The organism is Synechocystis sp. LKSZ1, from assembly GCF_040436315.1.
In the GTDB taxonomy this organism is placed as follows: Bacteria; Cyanobacteriota; Cyanobacteriia; order Cyanobacteriales; family Microcystaceae; genus Synechocystis.
This window is the reverse complement of sequence record NZ_AP031572.1, coordinates 1,972,670-1,988,199: the sequence shown is the minus strand read 5'-3', so window position 1 is coordinate 1,988,199 and position 15,530 is coordinate 1,972,670. Positions and strand designations below refer to the sequence as shown.

Genomic DNA, 15,530 nt, shown 5'->3' with positions numbered 1-15,530 from the left:
CTATCAGAGCCCTAGGCCATTTCTTCGAGGGGAAGGTCAGGGGCTTCTTCTGCATCGGTTGCTTCCTCGTCTCGATGTAGGTCATTGAGCAAGTGGAGAATACGGTCGCCCCGCTCTAGGGAATGGTCTTCTAGGAAAACCACCTCAGGGGTTCGCCGTAGGCGCATCCGTTGACCCAATTCTCGACGGACAAAGGGAGCACAGGAATGGAGCCCCGCCATCGTTTCGGCTTTGGCTTCGGGCGTTCCATAGATGCTGACAAAGACCTTGGCATGTTGCAGGTCACCGGAGACTTCTACCTCGATAATGCTCACCATGCCCGCTCCGACTCGGTCATCCTTGATTTCGTAGAGCACCATTTGACTAATTTCCCGTTTAATCAGTGAAGCGACGCGGGAAACCCGACGACTGGTAGCCATAGCTGTTTGCTCCCTTTACACAATATGGGCGTTGCCATCCCGACCGAAGCAGGCCTGAAAAGCCTACGCTGTCGTCAATCCTAGCATGGCCCGCAGGGTAAAGAAGAGAAAGAGAAAGCCGCCCACCAAGAGGCCAATCAGCGCCACGGCGGTGACAGGATTTTTGAGGAGGGGTTTCAGCCAACCAAATAGCGCAAAGAAAATCCCGAGACTGAAGCTAATTAAATAGCGAGGATAGCGTAGTACGTTGTCAAAAAAATCGCCCATGGCTCTGGTAAACGATGACACAACATTCCTAGTGGTACCATTATTGGCAACTTCTGTCATCTTTTGAGTTGGCCCTATGACGCTTGCACAAATTGGTCTTTTGCTGTTGACAGGCCTGGGCTCTGGACTCTTTGCAGGTATCTTGGGCATTGGAGGAGGAACTATTTTGGTTCCGGCCATGGTGTCGTTACAGTACACGCCGGTGCAAGCCGTCGCTACCAGTAGCTTGGCTATTGTTATCACTTCTCTGTCAGGCAGTATTCAGAACTGGCGCATGGGTTATCTGGATTGGCGACAGGTTCTCAGCTTGGGCTTTCCCTCCCTGATAACGGCTCAGCTGGGAGTAGAGTTGGCCACAAGCTTTTCGGCCGAGGCCCTGCTTAATGCCTTTGCGGTGATGCTGTTAGCTAATATTGTCCTGGTCAATATCCGCCAGAAAATCGTCCCCAGGGAGGGCCCGCCTGCGACGTCTCCTTGGTTGGCTCGATTATTAACCGGGGGCCTGGCCGGCCTATTGGCCGGATTGTTTGGTATTGGGGGAGGCGTGGTGATGGTGCCTCTGCAAATGTTGTTGTTGGGGGAACCGATTAAGCGGGCCATTCAAACCAGTCTGGGAGTAATCGTGCTAACGGCCCTGGCCGCGTCCTTGGGCCATGCCGGCAAGGGAAATTTATTGCCCCTGGTGGGGGGAATTCTAGGAACTGGGGGCCTGCTGGGCGCTCAAATCAGTACCCGCTTCTTACCCAAACTCCCCGTGCGTGTCGTCAACTGGACGTTTAATCTGTTCCTACTTGGCTTGGCCATCTATACTTTTTGGCAGGCCTGGCATCGCTAGCAGTCCGACCAGAGGCCTGCCTAGATATTCCTAAGGAACGAAGCGAATAAACTTCTTCTTACCAACCTGGAGAACTTTCCCCACCAAGCTGTCTGGGGTTTCAAAGCAATGGTTAACATCCTCCAGGCGTTCTCCCTCTAGACGTACCGCTCCACCTTGGATCTGGCGGCGGCCCTCGCCACTACTACTACAGAGGCCACTGGCACTAAGCAGAAAAAAGAGCTTTGCTGGAAATTGCACCTGCTCTAGGGAAAATTCCGCCACATTGTCGGCATTCGCCGTATTGCCTTCCGTCACAATGGCCTGAGCTGTGGCCTGGGCGGCCTGGGCGGCGGCGGCTCCGTGGAATTGGGTCACAATCTCTAGGGCAATTAACTTCTGGCCCTCGCGGGGATTTTCCGGTAATTGCTCCAGGGCCGTTAAGAGTTCTGCGTAACTGGCCAGGAGGGCGTCCGGCGTTTTTTCCAGCTTGGAGTACATCGACAGGGCATCTTCCCGCAGGCCGACGTAATTGTTGAGGGATTTCGACATTTTTTGATGGCCATCGGTGCCAATCAAGATGGGCAGGAGCAGGCCAAACTGGGGTTTTTGGCCAAAATGTCTTTGGAGATCCCGGCCCACAGCAATATTAAACTTCTGGTCAGTGCCCCCCAGTTCTACATCCGCTTGCACCATCACAGAATCGTAGCCCTGCATCAGAGGATAGAGAAACTCGTGCAGAAAAATCGGGGTTTCCTTGGCAAAGCGTTCAGCAAAGCCTTCCTTTGCCAACATTTGGCTCACGGTCATCGTGGCCAGCAGTTCCTGGATTTTAGCGAGGTTCAGGCTATCGAGCCATTCGGAATTGTAGCGAATTTCTAAACGTCCCGGTGTTTCAAAATCCAGGATCGGCCGCAATTGCTCTAGATAATTTTCCGCATTGGCCCGTACCTGTTCCGCCGTCAACTGTTTGCGGACTTCCGACTTGCCCGTAGGGTCACCGATCTGGGCCGTAAAATCGCCAATGATTACCACCGCCGTATGGCCCGCATCCTGAAAGGCCCGGAGCTTGCGAAAAGGAATACTATGGCCCAGGTGAATATCCGTGCCAGTGGGGTCAATGCCGAGTTTGATCCGCAGGGGGCGCCCACTCTGCTCTAACAGGGCCGTGAGATTTTCCTGGGGATGGCTGGAATCCGGCTGATGGGGAAAAATTTCCTGGGTTCCCCGTAGTAACCAAGCAGGCGCAGTGTTAGACATGGTAAAAATGTGGGCGACAGAGATAGCGGCTTTTCAATGTAGGGCAAACCGTCCACAGAATACAAGCTTGATCGCGAGAAGCCCTTCGATAGGGAGTCTTCTCTTTATTGCGCCACATTGCTGATATCACTTCGTGAAAATGTTGGTTTTGCTCGAAGATAATTTTACTGCGATACTAATGCCACGGTCAATAATTATAGCCTCTTTCTTTTGGCTTTCTTTTAAAATACAGTCAGTCTTAAATTATTGCGATAACTTCTCTAAATGGTCAAGAAATTCTTGACATTCCTCTTCAGTCAATTGATAACGAGATTGTTTATCAAATTTTTGCTGTAAATATCTTCTTCCATCGTTTTCTTGCCAGCCCAGTCGCTCCATTTCTACTAAAATGCTATCTAGTTTAGGAGGCAGTTCAATGATCCCTGCGATTAAGCGATAACATTTCCAATCTTCATCTTCACTGGCCCTCCAAGGTTGACCAAAGCTCAAGGTCAACAAACAATGACTACTTACTGTTTCATCATTGTTTAATTTTTCCAAAATAAAAGGATCGGTAATGCTGAACTCAATGTTTTCCAGCCCGTATCTTTGATCATGAATAAGCCCTCGCCATTTGTAGTAACTATTCTGTCGGCATTCAAATTCTTTGACTTTAATGAGTTGCAATGATTTAATAGGGGCATTCTCTTGAAAATAACTAAAGGGAATTGCTTTCTTAAAGCTAGAATGCAGTAATCTATTTTCACGATAACGTAGTACTTCGGTAATGCTTGCCTGACGCACAATACACCATGGATGATGATGGTAACGATAGTTTTCACACTCATGTCCGTGCTGGCACTCTTGATCGAGAGGAACTTCAATCACATCAAGTAAGTTAATACTTGATACTGGAATGTGACTATGATTCAGAGGGATGCGACCATCATCGAGGTCAGAGATGGGTCTAATCCATTGTCCCGTTCTTAGCGAGATTCCGGCAATACAGCGACCCTGATTTTTGTATGAATTAGCAAGACAAATAATTTCTGCCATATTCTGTTACAAAGGGAATTTCAATTTTCTACAATATCGCTATCGTCCTTGGAGATTGATAATAAGCAAGGCAGGATCAAATATGATCACATATTTTATATAGACTGGGGACTGCTGTCATAAAAAAGTCCAAATCTACAAATGCAAAATCTCAATGCTTTCAAATTTTTGCCGTAAATACTCTGCCGCCAAGCGTCGGTGACAATAATGGGGTTTATCTTCACTGCATAATAGGCAGGCATTTGCCAACTTATCTGAGTCGAAGATTGATTCTACTGATCGCTTTTTGAGTAGTTCTAAATAGCTTTTTTCATAATCTTGCCAACTTATTTTCTTTTGTTTGTAGGCATCTAAAATATCCTTATTAGGCGCTAAAGATAGTTGATGTTCATAGTCAACCTGAGTGATTTGACGCAGAAAATATTGGAGGTCAGCTTGTTTAGCGAACCCTGATAGTTGAGATGTATTGTTTAGTCGGGTATCAATAAGTCGTGCAACGCCTGCGGCTCGGAGTTTCTCAAAAAAAACCTCTGCTGACTTTCGGGTAAAACCAATGGTAAAAAGCTTGATGGTATTATTTTTCAACATAGGCTATGCGCTCACCTTGGAGGTGATAGGCTTGGTGGAGCCGTTCCGCCCGCTCTGATAGAGGAGGAGTATCACCGGAGAAGAGAGAAAGTTGCATCGTAGTGTCTAGATCTTGCAGACCATGCAATTTAAGCATTCTTTCTTCTAGATTTTCATGGTATTCCAGCTCACCATTACTATGAATATGGCCAATTTCTAGATTAAAGGGTAGAAGCTGTTGACAGACTAAGATTGCCCGATGACAAGTCAAGGGATCTTTTTCGGCGCACATCAGCGCAATACGATAATTTTGGGAGCCTTTTAACAGCCGCTGTAGTCCCTGTTGAAAAGCCGTCGTTTGGGCAATTCTCTCGTATAGGGCCTTGCCGTCAACATAACAATTAGGATTGTTGGGACGAGCACCTAACTGATCCCCGAGAAAAACATAGCGAATGTCGGCTTGCGGCAGGAGAGTTTCTAGAGATTTCCGGTTAAAGTGGGGCAAGTAGCGACTATACGGGGAAGAACGAACATCCGCCAGGGCCGTAATTCCATGTCGCTCTAGAAGCTCAATAAATTTTTCAGGGCTATGGTTAGAGTGACCAATCGTAAAGAGAGGTTTCATAACATTGACTGGGTTTTGACCTGACGAGAGATCATGGAGAATAGTACATTTTTAGGAAAAGGTCGGTCATTCTCCCCAGAGGAGCCTTGTCCTGAAAAGGAGAGCATTAATCCCTATCGTGCTAGCTCGGCAAGGGAATCGGTCTTAGGTCGTCGTGAATAGTTTTGTCTCGGGGTCATAGATCCAGGCCAGACCATCCGGATCTTTCGTTTGGCTCCATTCCGTAAAGTCGGGGGCATCCTTGCGACGAGCGATAGTACTGGAGGTAGTGTCGAGACGCTTTGCTAACTCCGATTGAATCAGCGTTAAACCTTCTGGGCCTGGGGACGACGGGGCAAGGGTTTCTGGTTCTGGCGTAAGGGCCGTGGCTTGTTTCCGTTCTTCTTTGATATCCACCAGACTGGCAAAGGGAGTAGCCGGGGGATTATTGACTTCTGCTTCTAAAGAAAGAGCCGGGGTTTCTGGTACGGACAAGGTTACGGCCGGCGCACTGGCAATGGGGAGTTGGGGCGCAACGGGGGTTTCTGGGGGAGCGGCAACCTCGGTTTCCTCCGGTTCGCTGTCATCAAAAATAGTTCCCAGGGTGGAAGAGGTAATGAAGTAGTAAACAGAAATGCCCTTAACCTCTCGTCGGTAGGCCCCGTATTCCTTCACTTTATCGTCGAGATAGCGCTGGGCAGCCCGGCCCTTGGCAATATCCAAATTGAGGAGATCATTTTTGGTGACAATGCCCTGGTTGTCCCGAATCAGTTGGTTAAAGACAGGGTCGATCTGAGCACATTTTTGTCGCCATTGGTAGGTATCCCAGGCGGCCCAGGCCAGAAGGAGGGCCACTAGCACTAAAATAATTCGCCAAGCTTTGTAGAGGAGAACCATGACTGTGGCGACGGGGAGAATCAGAACTAACAGACCCTTCGGATTACTCTCTAAAACTTTTCCGGTCATAGTAGGCTAGGGGATGAATGGGCAATTAATCATAATGCCAGTTAGCGACGAGCAAATGATACAAACTAATCGTGTTTTGGTCGAAAATGCTCATCCTCAAGTATAGGCTTTCCCTGGGCCAGACTTTCAAGATTTCTAGCAAACTACCAACGACGGCTTAATCTAAGTAAGTACAAGCCGCTCCCGACCAGACTCAGACCCCACAGGCCTGCGATGATTCCCCCGGGTAAAAAGGTGACCAAGCCCAGGCCCCGTAGTAGGTACAGCGTCAGGGTGACGCCCCAGACCAAGGCGAGGTAGCGGCCGGTAGTCCAGGTTTTTTGAATGCGTATTTTAGCCATAGTGATTGTCCCTCAAACTCCTAGGCTGGCCAGCCTGCACTAAACTGCTCGACACACCGTACAAACATTTCGACTCCGATGGGCAGGGCCGCTTCATCAAAATTAAAGCGGGGATGGTGGTGAGGATAATCAAGACCCTGGCGCGGGTTGGCTGAACCCAGAAAGAAGTAACAGCCTGGTACCTCTTGCAAAAAGAAGGCCATGTCTTCTCCCCCCATGGTGCGACAATCCGGCACTAAGCCGGCGGGGGTTTCGAGTACTGCCAAGGCCACGGAGCGGATGAGGTCAGCCATCCCCGGATCGTTAATCACGGGAGGGTATAAATGGTGGTAGTGGAATTCGTAACTGGCCCCCTGGGCCTCACAAATGCCCTTGATCATCGTTTCCAGACGGGGAGCAAAATAGTGCTGGAATTTGGGGTCAAAGTAGCGGACGGTTCCCCGCATCCGGGCCGTATCAGCAATCACATTGAGAGCACTCCCGGCTTGGAGTTCTCCCACCGTCACCACCGCCGCCTCTAGGGGGTTAATATTGCGGGCCACAATGGTTTGCAGGGCCGTTACTACCTGGGCCGCCACCACAATGGAATCCACGGTTTGATGGGGCATGGCCCCGTGGCCGCCCCGGCCCAAAATCGTGCAACTAAAGGTTTCCACTGCTGCCATCAAGGGCCCAGCGCAGACCCCCACAGTTCCCAAGGGTAGATTATTCCAAAGATGCAGGCCCACAATCCCATCCACTCTGGGGTTGTCCAAGGCCCCTTGCTCAATCATTGGCTTGGCTCCCCCCGGCCCTTCCTCTGCGGGTTGAAAGATAATTTTGACCTGCCCCCGAAAACTATCACGATGCTGGGCCAGGTACTGGGCTGTTCCCAGGGCAATGGCCGTATGACCATCGTGACCACAGGCATGCATAATGCCCAAATGCTGGGAGCGGTAGGAAACCTCGCTTTCCTCCGTTACGGGCAGGGCATCCATATCGGCCCGAATCGCCAGCACAGGGCCAGGCCTGCCGCTATCAATCAAAGCCACAATGCCGGTTTTAGCAACCTCTGTTTGATGCTCAATGCCGAGGTCTTGCAGAGTGCGATGAATCAAGTCCGCCGTTAACCTTTCCTGAAAACCCAATTCAGGAAACTGATGCAGTTGTCGTCGCCAGTGAATTAGCTGGGGATGGAGGCCCCGGATGGCGAGGCGAATTTGCGTGGTGTCAAGGTCAGTTCCTTGGGGAAGGGTAGATAGCATCGGAACGTTCTCGGGTAGAGCGGATAGTAGTGTTGATTGTACCAAACCCATCCTTGGCTATTTTGCTTCACGGCTCAGGTTACCGGACACTCAAGGCATTCTACAAGGGCAAAGTCTTGGCCAATTACCGGTAAGCTTTTCCTAATTTGGTCAGCTGTGAATGGTTCGTAGATTGGAGGATTTGTAAACTCAACTACTAGCTAGGCCGTTTGGGTTTCGGCTAATAAATCACTCAAGAGGGGCGGTAGGTCTTGATTGAGACGACCGGCCCGGATCAGTTCGGCGTAGGTGTCGGCTTCTAGATTCAGCAGGGTTTCTTGGAGTTGCTCTCGCATGATGGTTTCCAATTGGGGATTTGCAGCCTTGAGGGCCTGTACCTCCTGTTCGACCTGTTGGAGTCGAGCTTCGATGGCATCCCGTTGGGATTGGTACAACTCAACGTTATCTTCGCTGGAGAGGGTCAACTGGTCGAGGTAATTGAGAATTCGCTTCAGGGCCACCTGACGGGCCAAGAGTTCAGAATAACTACGACTGAGTTGTTGGTCGCCAATGAGATTAAAGCGCTCTAACAGGCCCTGCATGGTCAGGCCCTGCACCAATAGGGTAAATAACACCACCCCAAAGACCACATTAATAATCTCTTGGCGTTGGCTGAGGGCCCCTGGCACACTCAGGGCCAGGGCCACGGAGACCGAGCCCCGGAGGCCGCCCCACCAGAGCACCGTCTGCTCTTTGTAGCCAATGTTGGATTGCACCAGCCAATTACTAAGGGCGCTAAAACCAAAAATGGTTAAAAAGCGGGATCCGACGACGGCCAAGATGCAAACACAGGTCACCCCAAAACTGTCTACCAGATTAACCAACCGGACTTGGTCACCAATCAGCAAAAATACAATAGAATTGACAAAAAAGGCGAGAAACTCCCAAAATTCCGATACTAGCTGGCGAGTCCGGGGATTCATGCCATTAAGGGAGCCATAGTTGCCCAGAATGATGCCTACCGTCACTACACCGATAACCCCCGAGCCCCCCAATTCTTCTGTAATCAGATAGGTGGCATAGGCCGCGACCAAGGTCAGGGATTGCTCTACGAGAGGCAGGTCAAAGCGTTGGGTGAGGTAGGAAATTCCAAAGCCAATCAGACAACCAATGCCTAGGCCAATGCCAACAAAGCTTAAAAAAAGCGGCAGAACAATGGGCACCGAAATTAACTCGGAGCCGAAGGGCAAGCTCACCAACAGGACAAAGGCCACGACGGCCACCCCGTCATTAAACAGGCTTTCCCCCTCCATTAGAATGCTCAGTTTTTTGCTGGCCCCCAACTGCCGAAACAGCCCTACTACGGAGACAGGATCGGTGGTCGATAGGCTCGCCGCCACCAATAGGGCCGTCGGCAGGGTGAGGCTGGTAAATTGACTCAGGCTAAAGCCAATGGCCACAATCGAAATAATTACCCCAAAAATAGTGAAGAGCGTGACGGGGAACCAGTTAGCCTTGAGGTCGGGCCAACGGACATTCCAAGCGGCCTCAAACAGTAGGGGCGGTAAAAAGATTTCCAGAATCAGTTGGGGCGAAAGATTCACCAGGCGGACATCGACAAAGGAGAGGCCCAGGCCCACAATAACGAGCAGGAGAGTATAAGGAATTTGACGGAGCCACGGAACAATACGGGATAGGGTAGCGACAGAAAGAGAGACAGAGAGGACAATAACAAACTGTTCTAGGTTTTGTTGAATAGCCGCGTCAGCCGCTGAGCCGAGACTCATGGATAGGGAACTCCCGATTGTGAATAAGCCAGACTAGAATATTTTAGGCGTGGAGTGTAGTTTCGTGGGAGTAAAGCCTGTCGGTGAAAGCAAGTATGGTTAACAGCAACAATGGGCTTGAACTTCCTCTGGTGATTACGGCCGATGCCCATCAATTACCGCTGATTCAAGGCTATCTTCAAGGCCTTTTACTTTCTCTCTGGGCCTTAACGGAATTGGAAGAAAGCAGTTGGAATCAGGCCAGTCAAGCTCTTGCCCTAGACGGCCTACCGCCCCTCAGTCGTTACCTTGGCCCGGCCGAGCCAGGAGCAACATCCGCCTTTAGTTTTGAAGAAGCCCGTTCCTTAGTTCTCATCGTGGCCAAGCTGGCCCAGCAACACCAGGAGATTTTACGGCGGGCCGTCACCCTTTTGGAGCAAATGCAAGAGCAAGGCAAAGACCCGAGTAAAACGGCTTTACTGGGAACTTACCTAGAGAAGTTCGAGGTTCGCTATCAAGATCAATGCCAACGCCTTGGCCTACCGTCTCCCGCGCGTCCCCAGGCCTTTAAATTTCTGGTGGATCTTTTATTCTGCAGTAATCCCTACGGCCCCCGTTGGCTATGGTCAGCCCTGATTACAAAGACTTAAAATCAGGGGGACTTCCATCCTAAAAACCGCAATGATTCCTATTTCTCTATTATCCACTGCTTCCTACGACTTGGAGAGCTTAAGTTTGGCACTGGAACGACTGTTGGCTCCCTGGGGTGGCATCACCACCTGGGTTAAACCCGGCTCCCGCGTCCTGCTAAAACCCAATTTGCTGACGGCCGGCCGACCGGGCCAGGAATGTATTACCCGACCGGAACTGGTTTATTGTGTAGCCAAGCTGGTACAGGCCGCTGGGGGCCGACCCTTTCTGGGCGACAGTCCGGCCTTTGGTACGGCACGGGGCGTGGTGGAATCCAATGGTTATCTGCCGTTGATCCAGGAACTAAATTTGCCTGTGGTGGAATTCCATGGCCATCGCTATGGAACGGAAAGCCAGGCCTTTCATCATCTGCGTCTTTCTAAGGAAGCCATGGAGGCCGATGTGGTGATTAATTTGCCGAAGATCAAATCCCATGTCCAACTCACCATGACCCTCGGGGTGAAAAATCTCTTTGGCTGTGTGCCGGGCAAAATGAAAGCCTGGTGGCATATGGAAGCCGGTAAAGATGCAACCCGCTTTGGTGAAATGCTAGTGGAAACCGCCCGCGCTATCCAACCCGACCTCACCATTGTGGATGGCATTATTGCCCACGAAGGCAATGGCCCGATGAATGGCTCTCCCCGGCCCCTCGGCCTGCTGGCCGCCGCGACGAATGTTTTTGCCCTTGATGCCGTTCTGGCCGATATTCTTCAGGTTGACCCAGCCCTTATCCCAACTTTGGTGGCCCAGGAGCGTCTCGGTCTCACGCCAGCCTGGAAGGACTTAACCTTCCCCCTAGCCCATCCCAGCAGTTTGCAAGTGCAGGACTGGAAACTTCCCGAGGCCTTACTCCCCATCGATTTTGGTCTGCCTCGAGTGTTGCGCTCCACCTTTAAACATCTTTACATTCGTTTTATCAAAGAACCCTTTCATGCCTACGCCCAGCGCCCGGTTTCCTAGGGCCATTTGGTTAAATACAATACATAAATCCTGAGAGATTTAAACTATTTTGGAAGTTAAGACATAAAGTCAATATCACCCTCCGATTGCTAGACGGCCGCTTTACCCCTTAAAGCCTCAGAATCAAGCACTGTAAGGCTTTTGCTGATTAGGGTTAGCGGCTTTTCCATAAGCCCTTTTTTTCCTACCGTATGGAAAAGTCTCTGGACAATCATCTAGGGAACTGGAATCAAGCTAAAAATGTGATAACCCCAGGCTGGTAAATCAAGATAGAGTCCGGGCCCGTGTAGATCGGAGCTACTCCGATGATAATCCGCTGTCCCCATGAGGTCTTGGAGGTGATAACTCGACGTCTCTAGCGCTATCCAGGGGAGGGGGACATAGCCTTGGCTCTGGTGCGGTGCATAGTTAACCGTTACTAGGATAGAGTCCACCCCCTGGCCCTGCCAAGCAAAAGCCAGTAAAGCTGACGCTGTCCAGTTGCTTTCCCAGGCCGGATTAACCCCAAGGATTTGCCAGGCCCCTTTTTGGAGTATCTCCCGACGTAAGACGGATAGGAGTTTTTGATAGAAATCTTCCAGGCAGAGATCCGTTGGTTGCTCAGGCCCTCGTCCCAAGTGGACGGAAATCTTTTGAGTCCAGCCCTGTAACTGGCCCTGGTGGAAAAAGCGGAGGCCCGGGCAACAAAAAGTCAGAATAGCGGCCGCTCGGTGAATCTCCGGGGGAAAGGTACTGGCGGCTCGGGCTTCGTCGTGATTTTCTAGAAAGCGAGCTGATCGTTGTTGGTAGGACAAATCCGCCCAGAAATGTTCTCGCACGGCTTGTACCGATTGTTCCTTGAGGCGGTCGTAGAGGCGCTTATCGTAGGTATAGTCAAAACCCTGTTGTTGTAGCGTCCATTCCATATCCCAATAGACCTCGGCCATAAAAACAAAATCGGAGTGTTGCTGGCGAACGGCAGTGATCGCCTGGGGCCAAAAGGGGTCGGTGGCAATGCCCCAGGTTCGTTGAAAGATTTCCGGTAATACCAGCATGGCCATGTCACAGCGTAAACCATCACACCAATGGGAGATCTTCAAGAGTTCTGCCACCAGAGCTGCCTGTAAAGCCGAATTGCCATAATTAAGCTGTAGGGTGTCTGGCCAACCGTCAAAGTAGGGATCGCGGCCATAGGCCAAAATTGTTGGCCCTTGGGGAAGGTCGAGCTTGATGTAATTTTGGGGCTGTTGGGCCAATTGGTCTTCTGTACCAAAGACATAGTATCCTGGGTGTTCCTGAACCCAGGCGTGGTCCGGGGCAGTATGGTTAGGGACAAAATCCAACATTAACTTCAGGCCCCGTTGATGCAGACGATCGCGCAGGCGAACCAAAGAATCGGTTTCTCCCAGGCTGGTATTGAGGGTATAGCTGGTGATGGCAAACCCAGAGCCACAGATGTCTTCCGCTTGCAAGTCCGGTAGCAGTTCTCGATATTCAGCTAACCATTGGGGATTAGAACGGGAGACTTGACGCGCCATCAGGCCAGTCTGCCAAACACTGAGGCAATAAATCCAGTGGAATCCTAAATCGGCAAATTCATCGAGTGCGGCATCGGGAATGTCATTGAGGGTAGCCGGGCGACCGATCTGGCGGGATAGCCGATTGAGCCAGACGCGGGTATTGATCTGGTAAAGAGAAGGATAGCTGTTCATCTGGTTGATTGATTAAATTTTCTAGAGTCCCTTAACGATTTCCTTTTTCTTTTTGGGGAAGACAGAAGCTAAAAACTAGCCAGAAACAACGGCTACCCCCACTTTTCCAGACCAGCCGTTACTTGCCCATTTTCTTCATGACAGCTATCTCTCCCTCTGCCGTCGTAAACATATCTGTGGTGATCTCCCCCATGATCTGAATAATGCGGGCAATGCAACCCGTCCAGCCGGTTTGGTGACTTGCACCGATGCCTGCCCCATTGTCGCCATGGAAGTATTCGTAGAAAAGGATATAGTCCTTCCAGTACGGATCCGTTTGGAATTTTTCCGAACTGCCATAGACGGGACGACGACCATTTTCATCGGGCAGAAAGATGTGAGTTAGGCGATCGCCGAGTTCATCGGCCACCTCAAACAGGGTCATATACTGTCCCGAACCGGTAGGACATTCCACCTTGAAGTCGTCTCCGTAGAAAGCATAGAGCCGATAGAGTGCTGTTATCAGTACAAAATTGACGGGCATCCAGACGGGGCCCCGCCAGTTAGAATTGCCGCCAAACATCCCCGAATTAGAATCCCCAGGCAAGTAGTCCACTCGGAATTCCTGACCATTGTGAACAAAGACAAAGGGATGCTCCTGATGGTAACGGGAAAGGGAACGAATACCATAGGGACTAAGAAATTCATTTTCGTCCAACATGCGAGCCAAAACACGGCGCAATTTCTCTTCAGTAAACACAGACAACATCCGCCGCCCCCCTGTCCCCGGTTGACTCGGTAAATGCATATTGGCTAGTAATTCGGGATGACGGCGATAAAATTGTTGAGCACGTTTGACAAAGTTGGGTACCTTGGTCAAGTCCGCCGCTTCAAAAATAGCCACGGCCGCTAGGGGGAGTAGTCCCACCATGGACCGTACCTTGAGGCGAAAAGCTGTACCATCGGGCAAACGCAGGACATCATAGAAGAAACCATCTTCTTCGTCCCACATTTCATCCTGATGTTCTCCAAGGCGATCCATGGCCCCCGCAATCCACATGGTATGCTCAAAAAACTTGCTTACAAATTCTTCATAAAGCGGGTCATGCATGGCTAACTCTACAGCAATCCGTAGCATCTGCTGACTGAAAAAAACCATCCAGGCCGTGCCGTCTGCTTGCTCTAGATAACCGCCTGTGGGGAGTGGGGAACTACGATCAAACACACCAATGTTATCCAACCCTAAAAAACCCCCTTCAAACACATTGTTGCCGCCCCGGTCCTTGCGGTTGACCCACCAGGTAAAGTTGACCAGCAGTTTAGAAAAGGCATACTTGAGGAAGTCAATATCTCCCTGACCGTCATTGCGAGCCTTATCCATGAGGTAAATCTGCATGGTGGCGTAGGCATGCACTGGAGGGTTGACATCGCCAAAATTCCACTCGTAGGCTGGGATTTGACCATTAGGATGCAGGTAGTCGTTGCGGAGCATCAAATCCAACTGTGCCTTAGCAAAATCCGAGTCTACATTCGACAAGGGCAACATGTGAAAGGCCAGATCCCAGGCGGCAAACCAAGGATACTCCCACTTATCCGGCATCGAGATGATGTCATCACAATAGGCATGAAACCATTCGCCATTACGAACTCGGTGTCGTTGCTCCGGGCCTGACCAAGGGGTCACATTGTGTTCCTCTAGCCACTTATCGACGTCGTAGTAGAAATACTGCTTTGTCCAGAGCATCCCGGCCAGGGCCTGCCGCATCAGAATAGCTCGCTCGGGGAATGTTTCTGTCATCTGGGTCGGTGTAATCGAGTCGTAAAAGACGTCGGCTTCTTGCAAACGAGCTTGGACTAGGGCCTCAAATCTGCTAAAGGGCTGACTGAGTTGCGTTGGTGTTGAGCGAGACAACCGCAAACGAACAACCTCCGTTCCGCCGGCAGGCACGATCAGTTGATAGTGGGGACAGACTTTTGTCCCATTTTGAGCCGGATTGACCGCTTCCTCTTGTCTATGGACGACATAATTGTTGATGCCATCCTTGACGTAGGGACTGGCATTGAGTTCGCCAAAAAGACGGGCCTGGTTGGTTTCATTTTCTGTAAATAGGAGGGGAACAGGGCCCTCACAGTAGAGATAGTAATCCGATAGAAATTCCTGGAATAGGGGATCCGTATGGTGGGCGTGGATAATGCTTTGTTCTGCATGACCAATTTTTTGCAGGAGCGGCTTAGAACTAGCATCAGCCCAAGACCAGGTATTGCGAAACCACAGGGTTGGTAGGAGGTGTAGAGGCGCTGCTTCTGGCCCTCGATTACAAACACTAATCTTGATTAAAATGTCCTCTACATCGGCTTTGGCATACTCCACAAAAATATCGAAATAACGATCATCGTCAAAAATACCTGTATCCAGTAGTTCGTATTCCAACTCCTCTCGACTACGTTGTTGATTCGTCCTCACCAGGTCTTCGTAGGGAAAAGCGGCCTGGGGATACTTGTAGAGATATTTCATGTAGGAATGGGTAGGCGTACTATCCAAATAAAAATAGTATTCCTTGACATCTTCCCCATGGTTTCCTTCGCTATTATTGAGACCAAACAACCGTTCTTTCAGGATAGGATCATTACCATTCCATAGGGCCAGTGCAAAACAAAGGACTTGATGATCATCACTAATTCCCCCTAGGCCATCCTCCCCCCAACGATAGGCTCGGGAGCGGGCTTGGTCATGGGTAAAGTAGTTCCAGGCATCTCCATTCTCACTGTAATCTTCCCGCACCGTTCCCCACTGCCGTTCACTGAGGTAAGGGCCCCACTTTTTCCAAGGGGTTTGGGGGTCACGGGCCTCGAGGAGACGTTGGCGTTCGGGGTTGTTCGTCATCGCTAAACCTGCTACTGAAAACTGGAGAATTAATTAATCTACCTCAAGGGTAAGGAAGAAAATA

The 15,530-nt window shown here is 50.4% G+C and carries 15 protein-coding genes; 3 read left to right on the top strand and 12 right to left on the bottom strand.

The features are described from left to right. Window positions 1-11: 11 nt before the first annotated feature. Both rbfA and ABXS88_RS09270 read right to left on the bottom strand, forming a co-directional pair. Window positions 12-419: a 30S ribosome-binding factor RbfA gene (rbfA, locus tag ABXS88_RS09275; RefSeq protein WP_353671762.1), complete on the bottom strand. Its 408-nt coding sequence runs from the start codon at window positions 417-419 to the stop codon at window positions 12-14. Between the two features lie 63 nt (window positions 420-482). Further along, the gene (locus ABXS88_RS09270) at window positions 483-686 is read right to left on the bottom strand and encodes a DUF751 family protein (protein ID WP_353671761.1); all 204 of its coding nucleotides are present in this window, start codon (window positions 684-686) and stop codon (window positions 483-485) included. Window positions 687-762: 76 nt separating this feature from the next. Between ABXS88_RS09270 and ABXS88_RS09265 the strand changes: the two genes are divergently transcribed. Next, window positions 763-1,521 (top strand): sulfite exporter TauE/SafE family protein, encoded by a 759-nt coding sequence (locus ABXS88_RS09265; RefSeq protein ID WP_353671760.1) that lies wholly within the window; start codon window positions 763-765, stop codon window positions 1,519-1,521. Window positions 1,522-1,551: 30 nt separating this feature from the next. Here ABXS88_RS09265 and tyrS read toward each other — a convergent pair whose 3' ends face one another. The 8 genes from tyrS to ABXS88_RS09225 all read right to left on the bottom strand — a co-directional run bounded on the left by tyrS (window position 1,552) and on the right by ABXS88_RS09225 (window position 9,283). Continuing rightward, window positions 1,552-2,760, bottom strand: a complete 1,209-nt coding sequence (tyrS, locus tag ABXS88_RS09260) for a tyrosine--tRNA ligase (RefSeq protein ID WP_353671759.1) — start codon at window positions 2,758-2,760, stop codon at window positions 1,552-1,554. A gap of 243 nt (window positions 2,761-3,003) precedes the next feature. After that, the gene (locus ABXS88_RS09255; protein WP_353671758.1) at window positions 3,004-3,795 is read right to left on the bottom strand and encodes a hypothetical protein; all 792 of its coding nucleotides are present in this window, start codon (window positions 3,793-3,795) and stop codon (window positions 3,004-3,006) included. 135 nt (window positions 3,796-3,930) lie between these two features. Continuing rightward, window positions 3,931-4,383, bottom strand: coding sequence for a DUF488 domain-containing protein (locus ABXS88_RS09250; RefSeq protein ID WP_353671757.1), 453 nt, complete (start codon window positions 4,381-4,383; stop codon window positions 3,931-3,933). Further along, window positions 4,370-4,987, bottom strand: coding sequence for a DUF488 domain-containing protein (locus ABXS88_RS09245; protein WP_353671756.1), 618 nt, complete (start codon window positions 4,985-4,987; stop codon window positions 4,370-4,372). The genes ABXS88_RS09250 and ABXS88_RS09245 overlap by 14 nt, the downstream gene beginning before the upstream one ends. Window positions 4,988-5,131: 144 nt before the next feature. Next, window positions 5,132-5,932 (bottom strand): hypothetical protein, encoded by an 801-nt coding sequence (locus ABXS88_RS09240; RefSeq protein ID WP_353671755.1) that lies wholly within the window; start codon window positions 5,930-5,932, stop codon window positions 5,132-5,134. 143 nt (window positions 5,933-6,075) lie between these two features. Further along, a complete protein-coding gene (locus tag ABXS88_RS09235) occupies window positions 6,076-6,273 on the bottom strand; it encodes a hypothetical protein (RefSeq protein WP_353671754.1) in 198 nt (65 codons plus the stop codon). A 20-nt stretch (window positions 6,274-6,293) separates the two neighbouring features. Continuing rightward, entirely contained in the window at window positions 6,294-7,517 is a 1,224-nt protein-coding gene (locus tag ABXS88_RS09230) for a M20 family metallopeptidase (protein ID WP_353671753.1), read from the bottom strand. A gap of 200 nt (window positions 7,518-7,717) precedes the next feature. Next, window positions 7,718-9,283 carry a cation:proton antiporter gene (locus tag ABXS88_RS09225; RefSeq protein ID WP_353671752.1) on the bottom strand — a complete coding sequence of 522 codons (1,566 nt, stop codon included), beginning with the start codon at window positions 9,281-9,283 and terminating at the stop codon, window positions 7,718-7,720. Window positions 9,284-9,378: 95 nt separating this feature from the next. On the opposite strand from ABXS88_RS09225, the gene ABXS88_RS09220 reads away from it, so the two are divergent. Continuing rightward, window positions 9,379-9,912: a DUF3038 domain-containing protein gene (locus tag ABXS88_RS09220; protein WP_353671751.1), complete on the top strand. Its 534-nt coding sequence runs from the start codon at window positions 9,379-9,381 to the stop codon at window positions 9,910-9,912. Window positions 9,913-9,943: 31 nt separating this feature from the next. Then, the gene (locus ABXS88_RS09215; protein ID WP_353671750.1) at window positions 9,944-10,912 is read left to right on the top strand and encodes a DUF362 domain-containing protein; all 969 of its coding nucleotides are present in this window, start codon (window positions 9,944-9,946) and stop codon (window positions 10,910-10,912) included. 215 nt (window positions 10,913-11,127) lie between these two features. Here ABXS88_RS09215 and ABXS88_RS09210 read toward each other — a convergent pair whose 3' ends face one another. Together ABXS88_RS09210 and ABXS88_RS09205 are read right to left on the bottom strand one after the other, a co-directional pair. Beyond that, window positions 11,128-12,603, bottom strand: a complete 1,476-nt coding sequence (locus ABXS88_RS09210) for an alpha-amylase family glycosyl hydrolase (RefSeq protein WP_353671749.1) — start codon at window positions 12,601-12,603, stop codon at window positions 11,128-11,130. A 118-nt stretch (window positions 12,604-12,721) separates the two neighbouring features. Then, the gene (locus tag ABXS88_RS09205) at window positions 12,722-15,466 is read right to left on the bottom strand and encodes a glucosidase (protein ID WP_353671748.1); all 2,745 of its coding nucleotides are present in this window, start codon (window positions 15,464-15,466) and stop codon (window positions 12,722-12,724) included. Between the last annotated feature and the right edge of the window lie 64 nt (window positions 15,467-15,530).

Excerpts from the sequence above, each read along its gene's own strand:
- rbfA (WP_353671762.1), bottom strand. The coding sequence starts at position 419 with ATGGCTACCAGTCGTCGGGTTTCCCGCGTCGCTTCACTGATTAAACGG.
- ABXS88_RS09235 (WP_353671754.1), bottom strand. The coding sequence starts at position 6,273 with ATGGCTAAAATACGCATTCAAAAAACCTGGACTACCGGCCGCTACCTC.
- ABXS88_RS09245 (WP_353671756.1), bottom strand. The coding sequence starts at position 4,987 with ATGAAACCTCTCTTTACGATTGGTCACTCTAACCATAGCCCTGAAAAA.
- ABXS88_RS09265 (WP_353671760.1), top strand. The coding sequence starts at position 763 with ATGACGCTTGCACAAATTGGTCTTTTGCTGTTGACAGGCCTGGGCTCT.
- ABXS88_RS09220 (WP_353671751.1), top strand. The coding sequence starts at position 9,379 with ATGGTTAACAGCAACAATGGGCTTGAACTTCCTCTGGTGATTACGGCC.
- ABXS88_RS09230 (WP_353671753.1), bottom strand. The coding sequence starts at position 7,517 with ATGCTATCTACCCTTCCCCAAGGAACTGACCTTGACACCACGCAAATT.
- ABXS88_RS09250 (WP_353671757.1), bottom strand. The coding sequence starts at position 4,383 with ATGTTGAAAAATAATACCATCAAGCTTTTTACCATTGGTTTTACCCGA.
- ABXS88_RS09215 (WP_353671750.1), top strand. The coding sequence starts at position 9,944 with ATGATTCCTATTTCTCTATTATCCACTGCTTCCTACGACTTGGAGAGC.
- ABXS88_RS09255 (WP_353671758.1), bottom strand. The coding sequence starts at position 3,795 with ATGGCAGAAATTATTTGTCTTGCTAATTCATACAAAAATCAGGGTCGC.
- ABXS88_RS09205 (WP_353671748.1), bottom strand. The coding sequence starts at position 15,466 with ATGACGAACAACCCCGAACGCCAACGTCTCCTCGAGGCCCGTGACCCC.
- ABXS88_RS09210 (WP_353671749.1), bottom strand. The coding sequence starts at position 12,603 with ATGAACAGCTATCCTTCTCTTTACCAGATCAATACCCGCGTCTGGCTC.
- ABXS88_RS09225 (WP_353671752.1), bottom strand. The coding sequence starts at position 9,283 with ATGAGTCTCGGCTCAGCGGCTGACGCGGCTATTCAACAAAACCTAGAA.
- tyrS (WP_353671759.1), bottom strand. The coding sequence starts at position 2,760 with ATGTCTAACACTGCGCCTGCTTGGTTACTACGGGGAACCCAGGAAATT.
- ABXS88_RS09240 (WP_353671755.1), bottom strand. The coding sequence starts at position 5,932 with ATGACCGGAAAAGTTTTAGAGAGTAATCCGAAGGGTCTGTTAGTTCTG.
- ABXS88_RS09270 (WP_353671761.1), bottom strand. The coding sequence starts at position 686 with ATGGGCGATTTTTTTGACAACGTACTACGCTATCCTCGCTATTTAATT.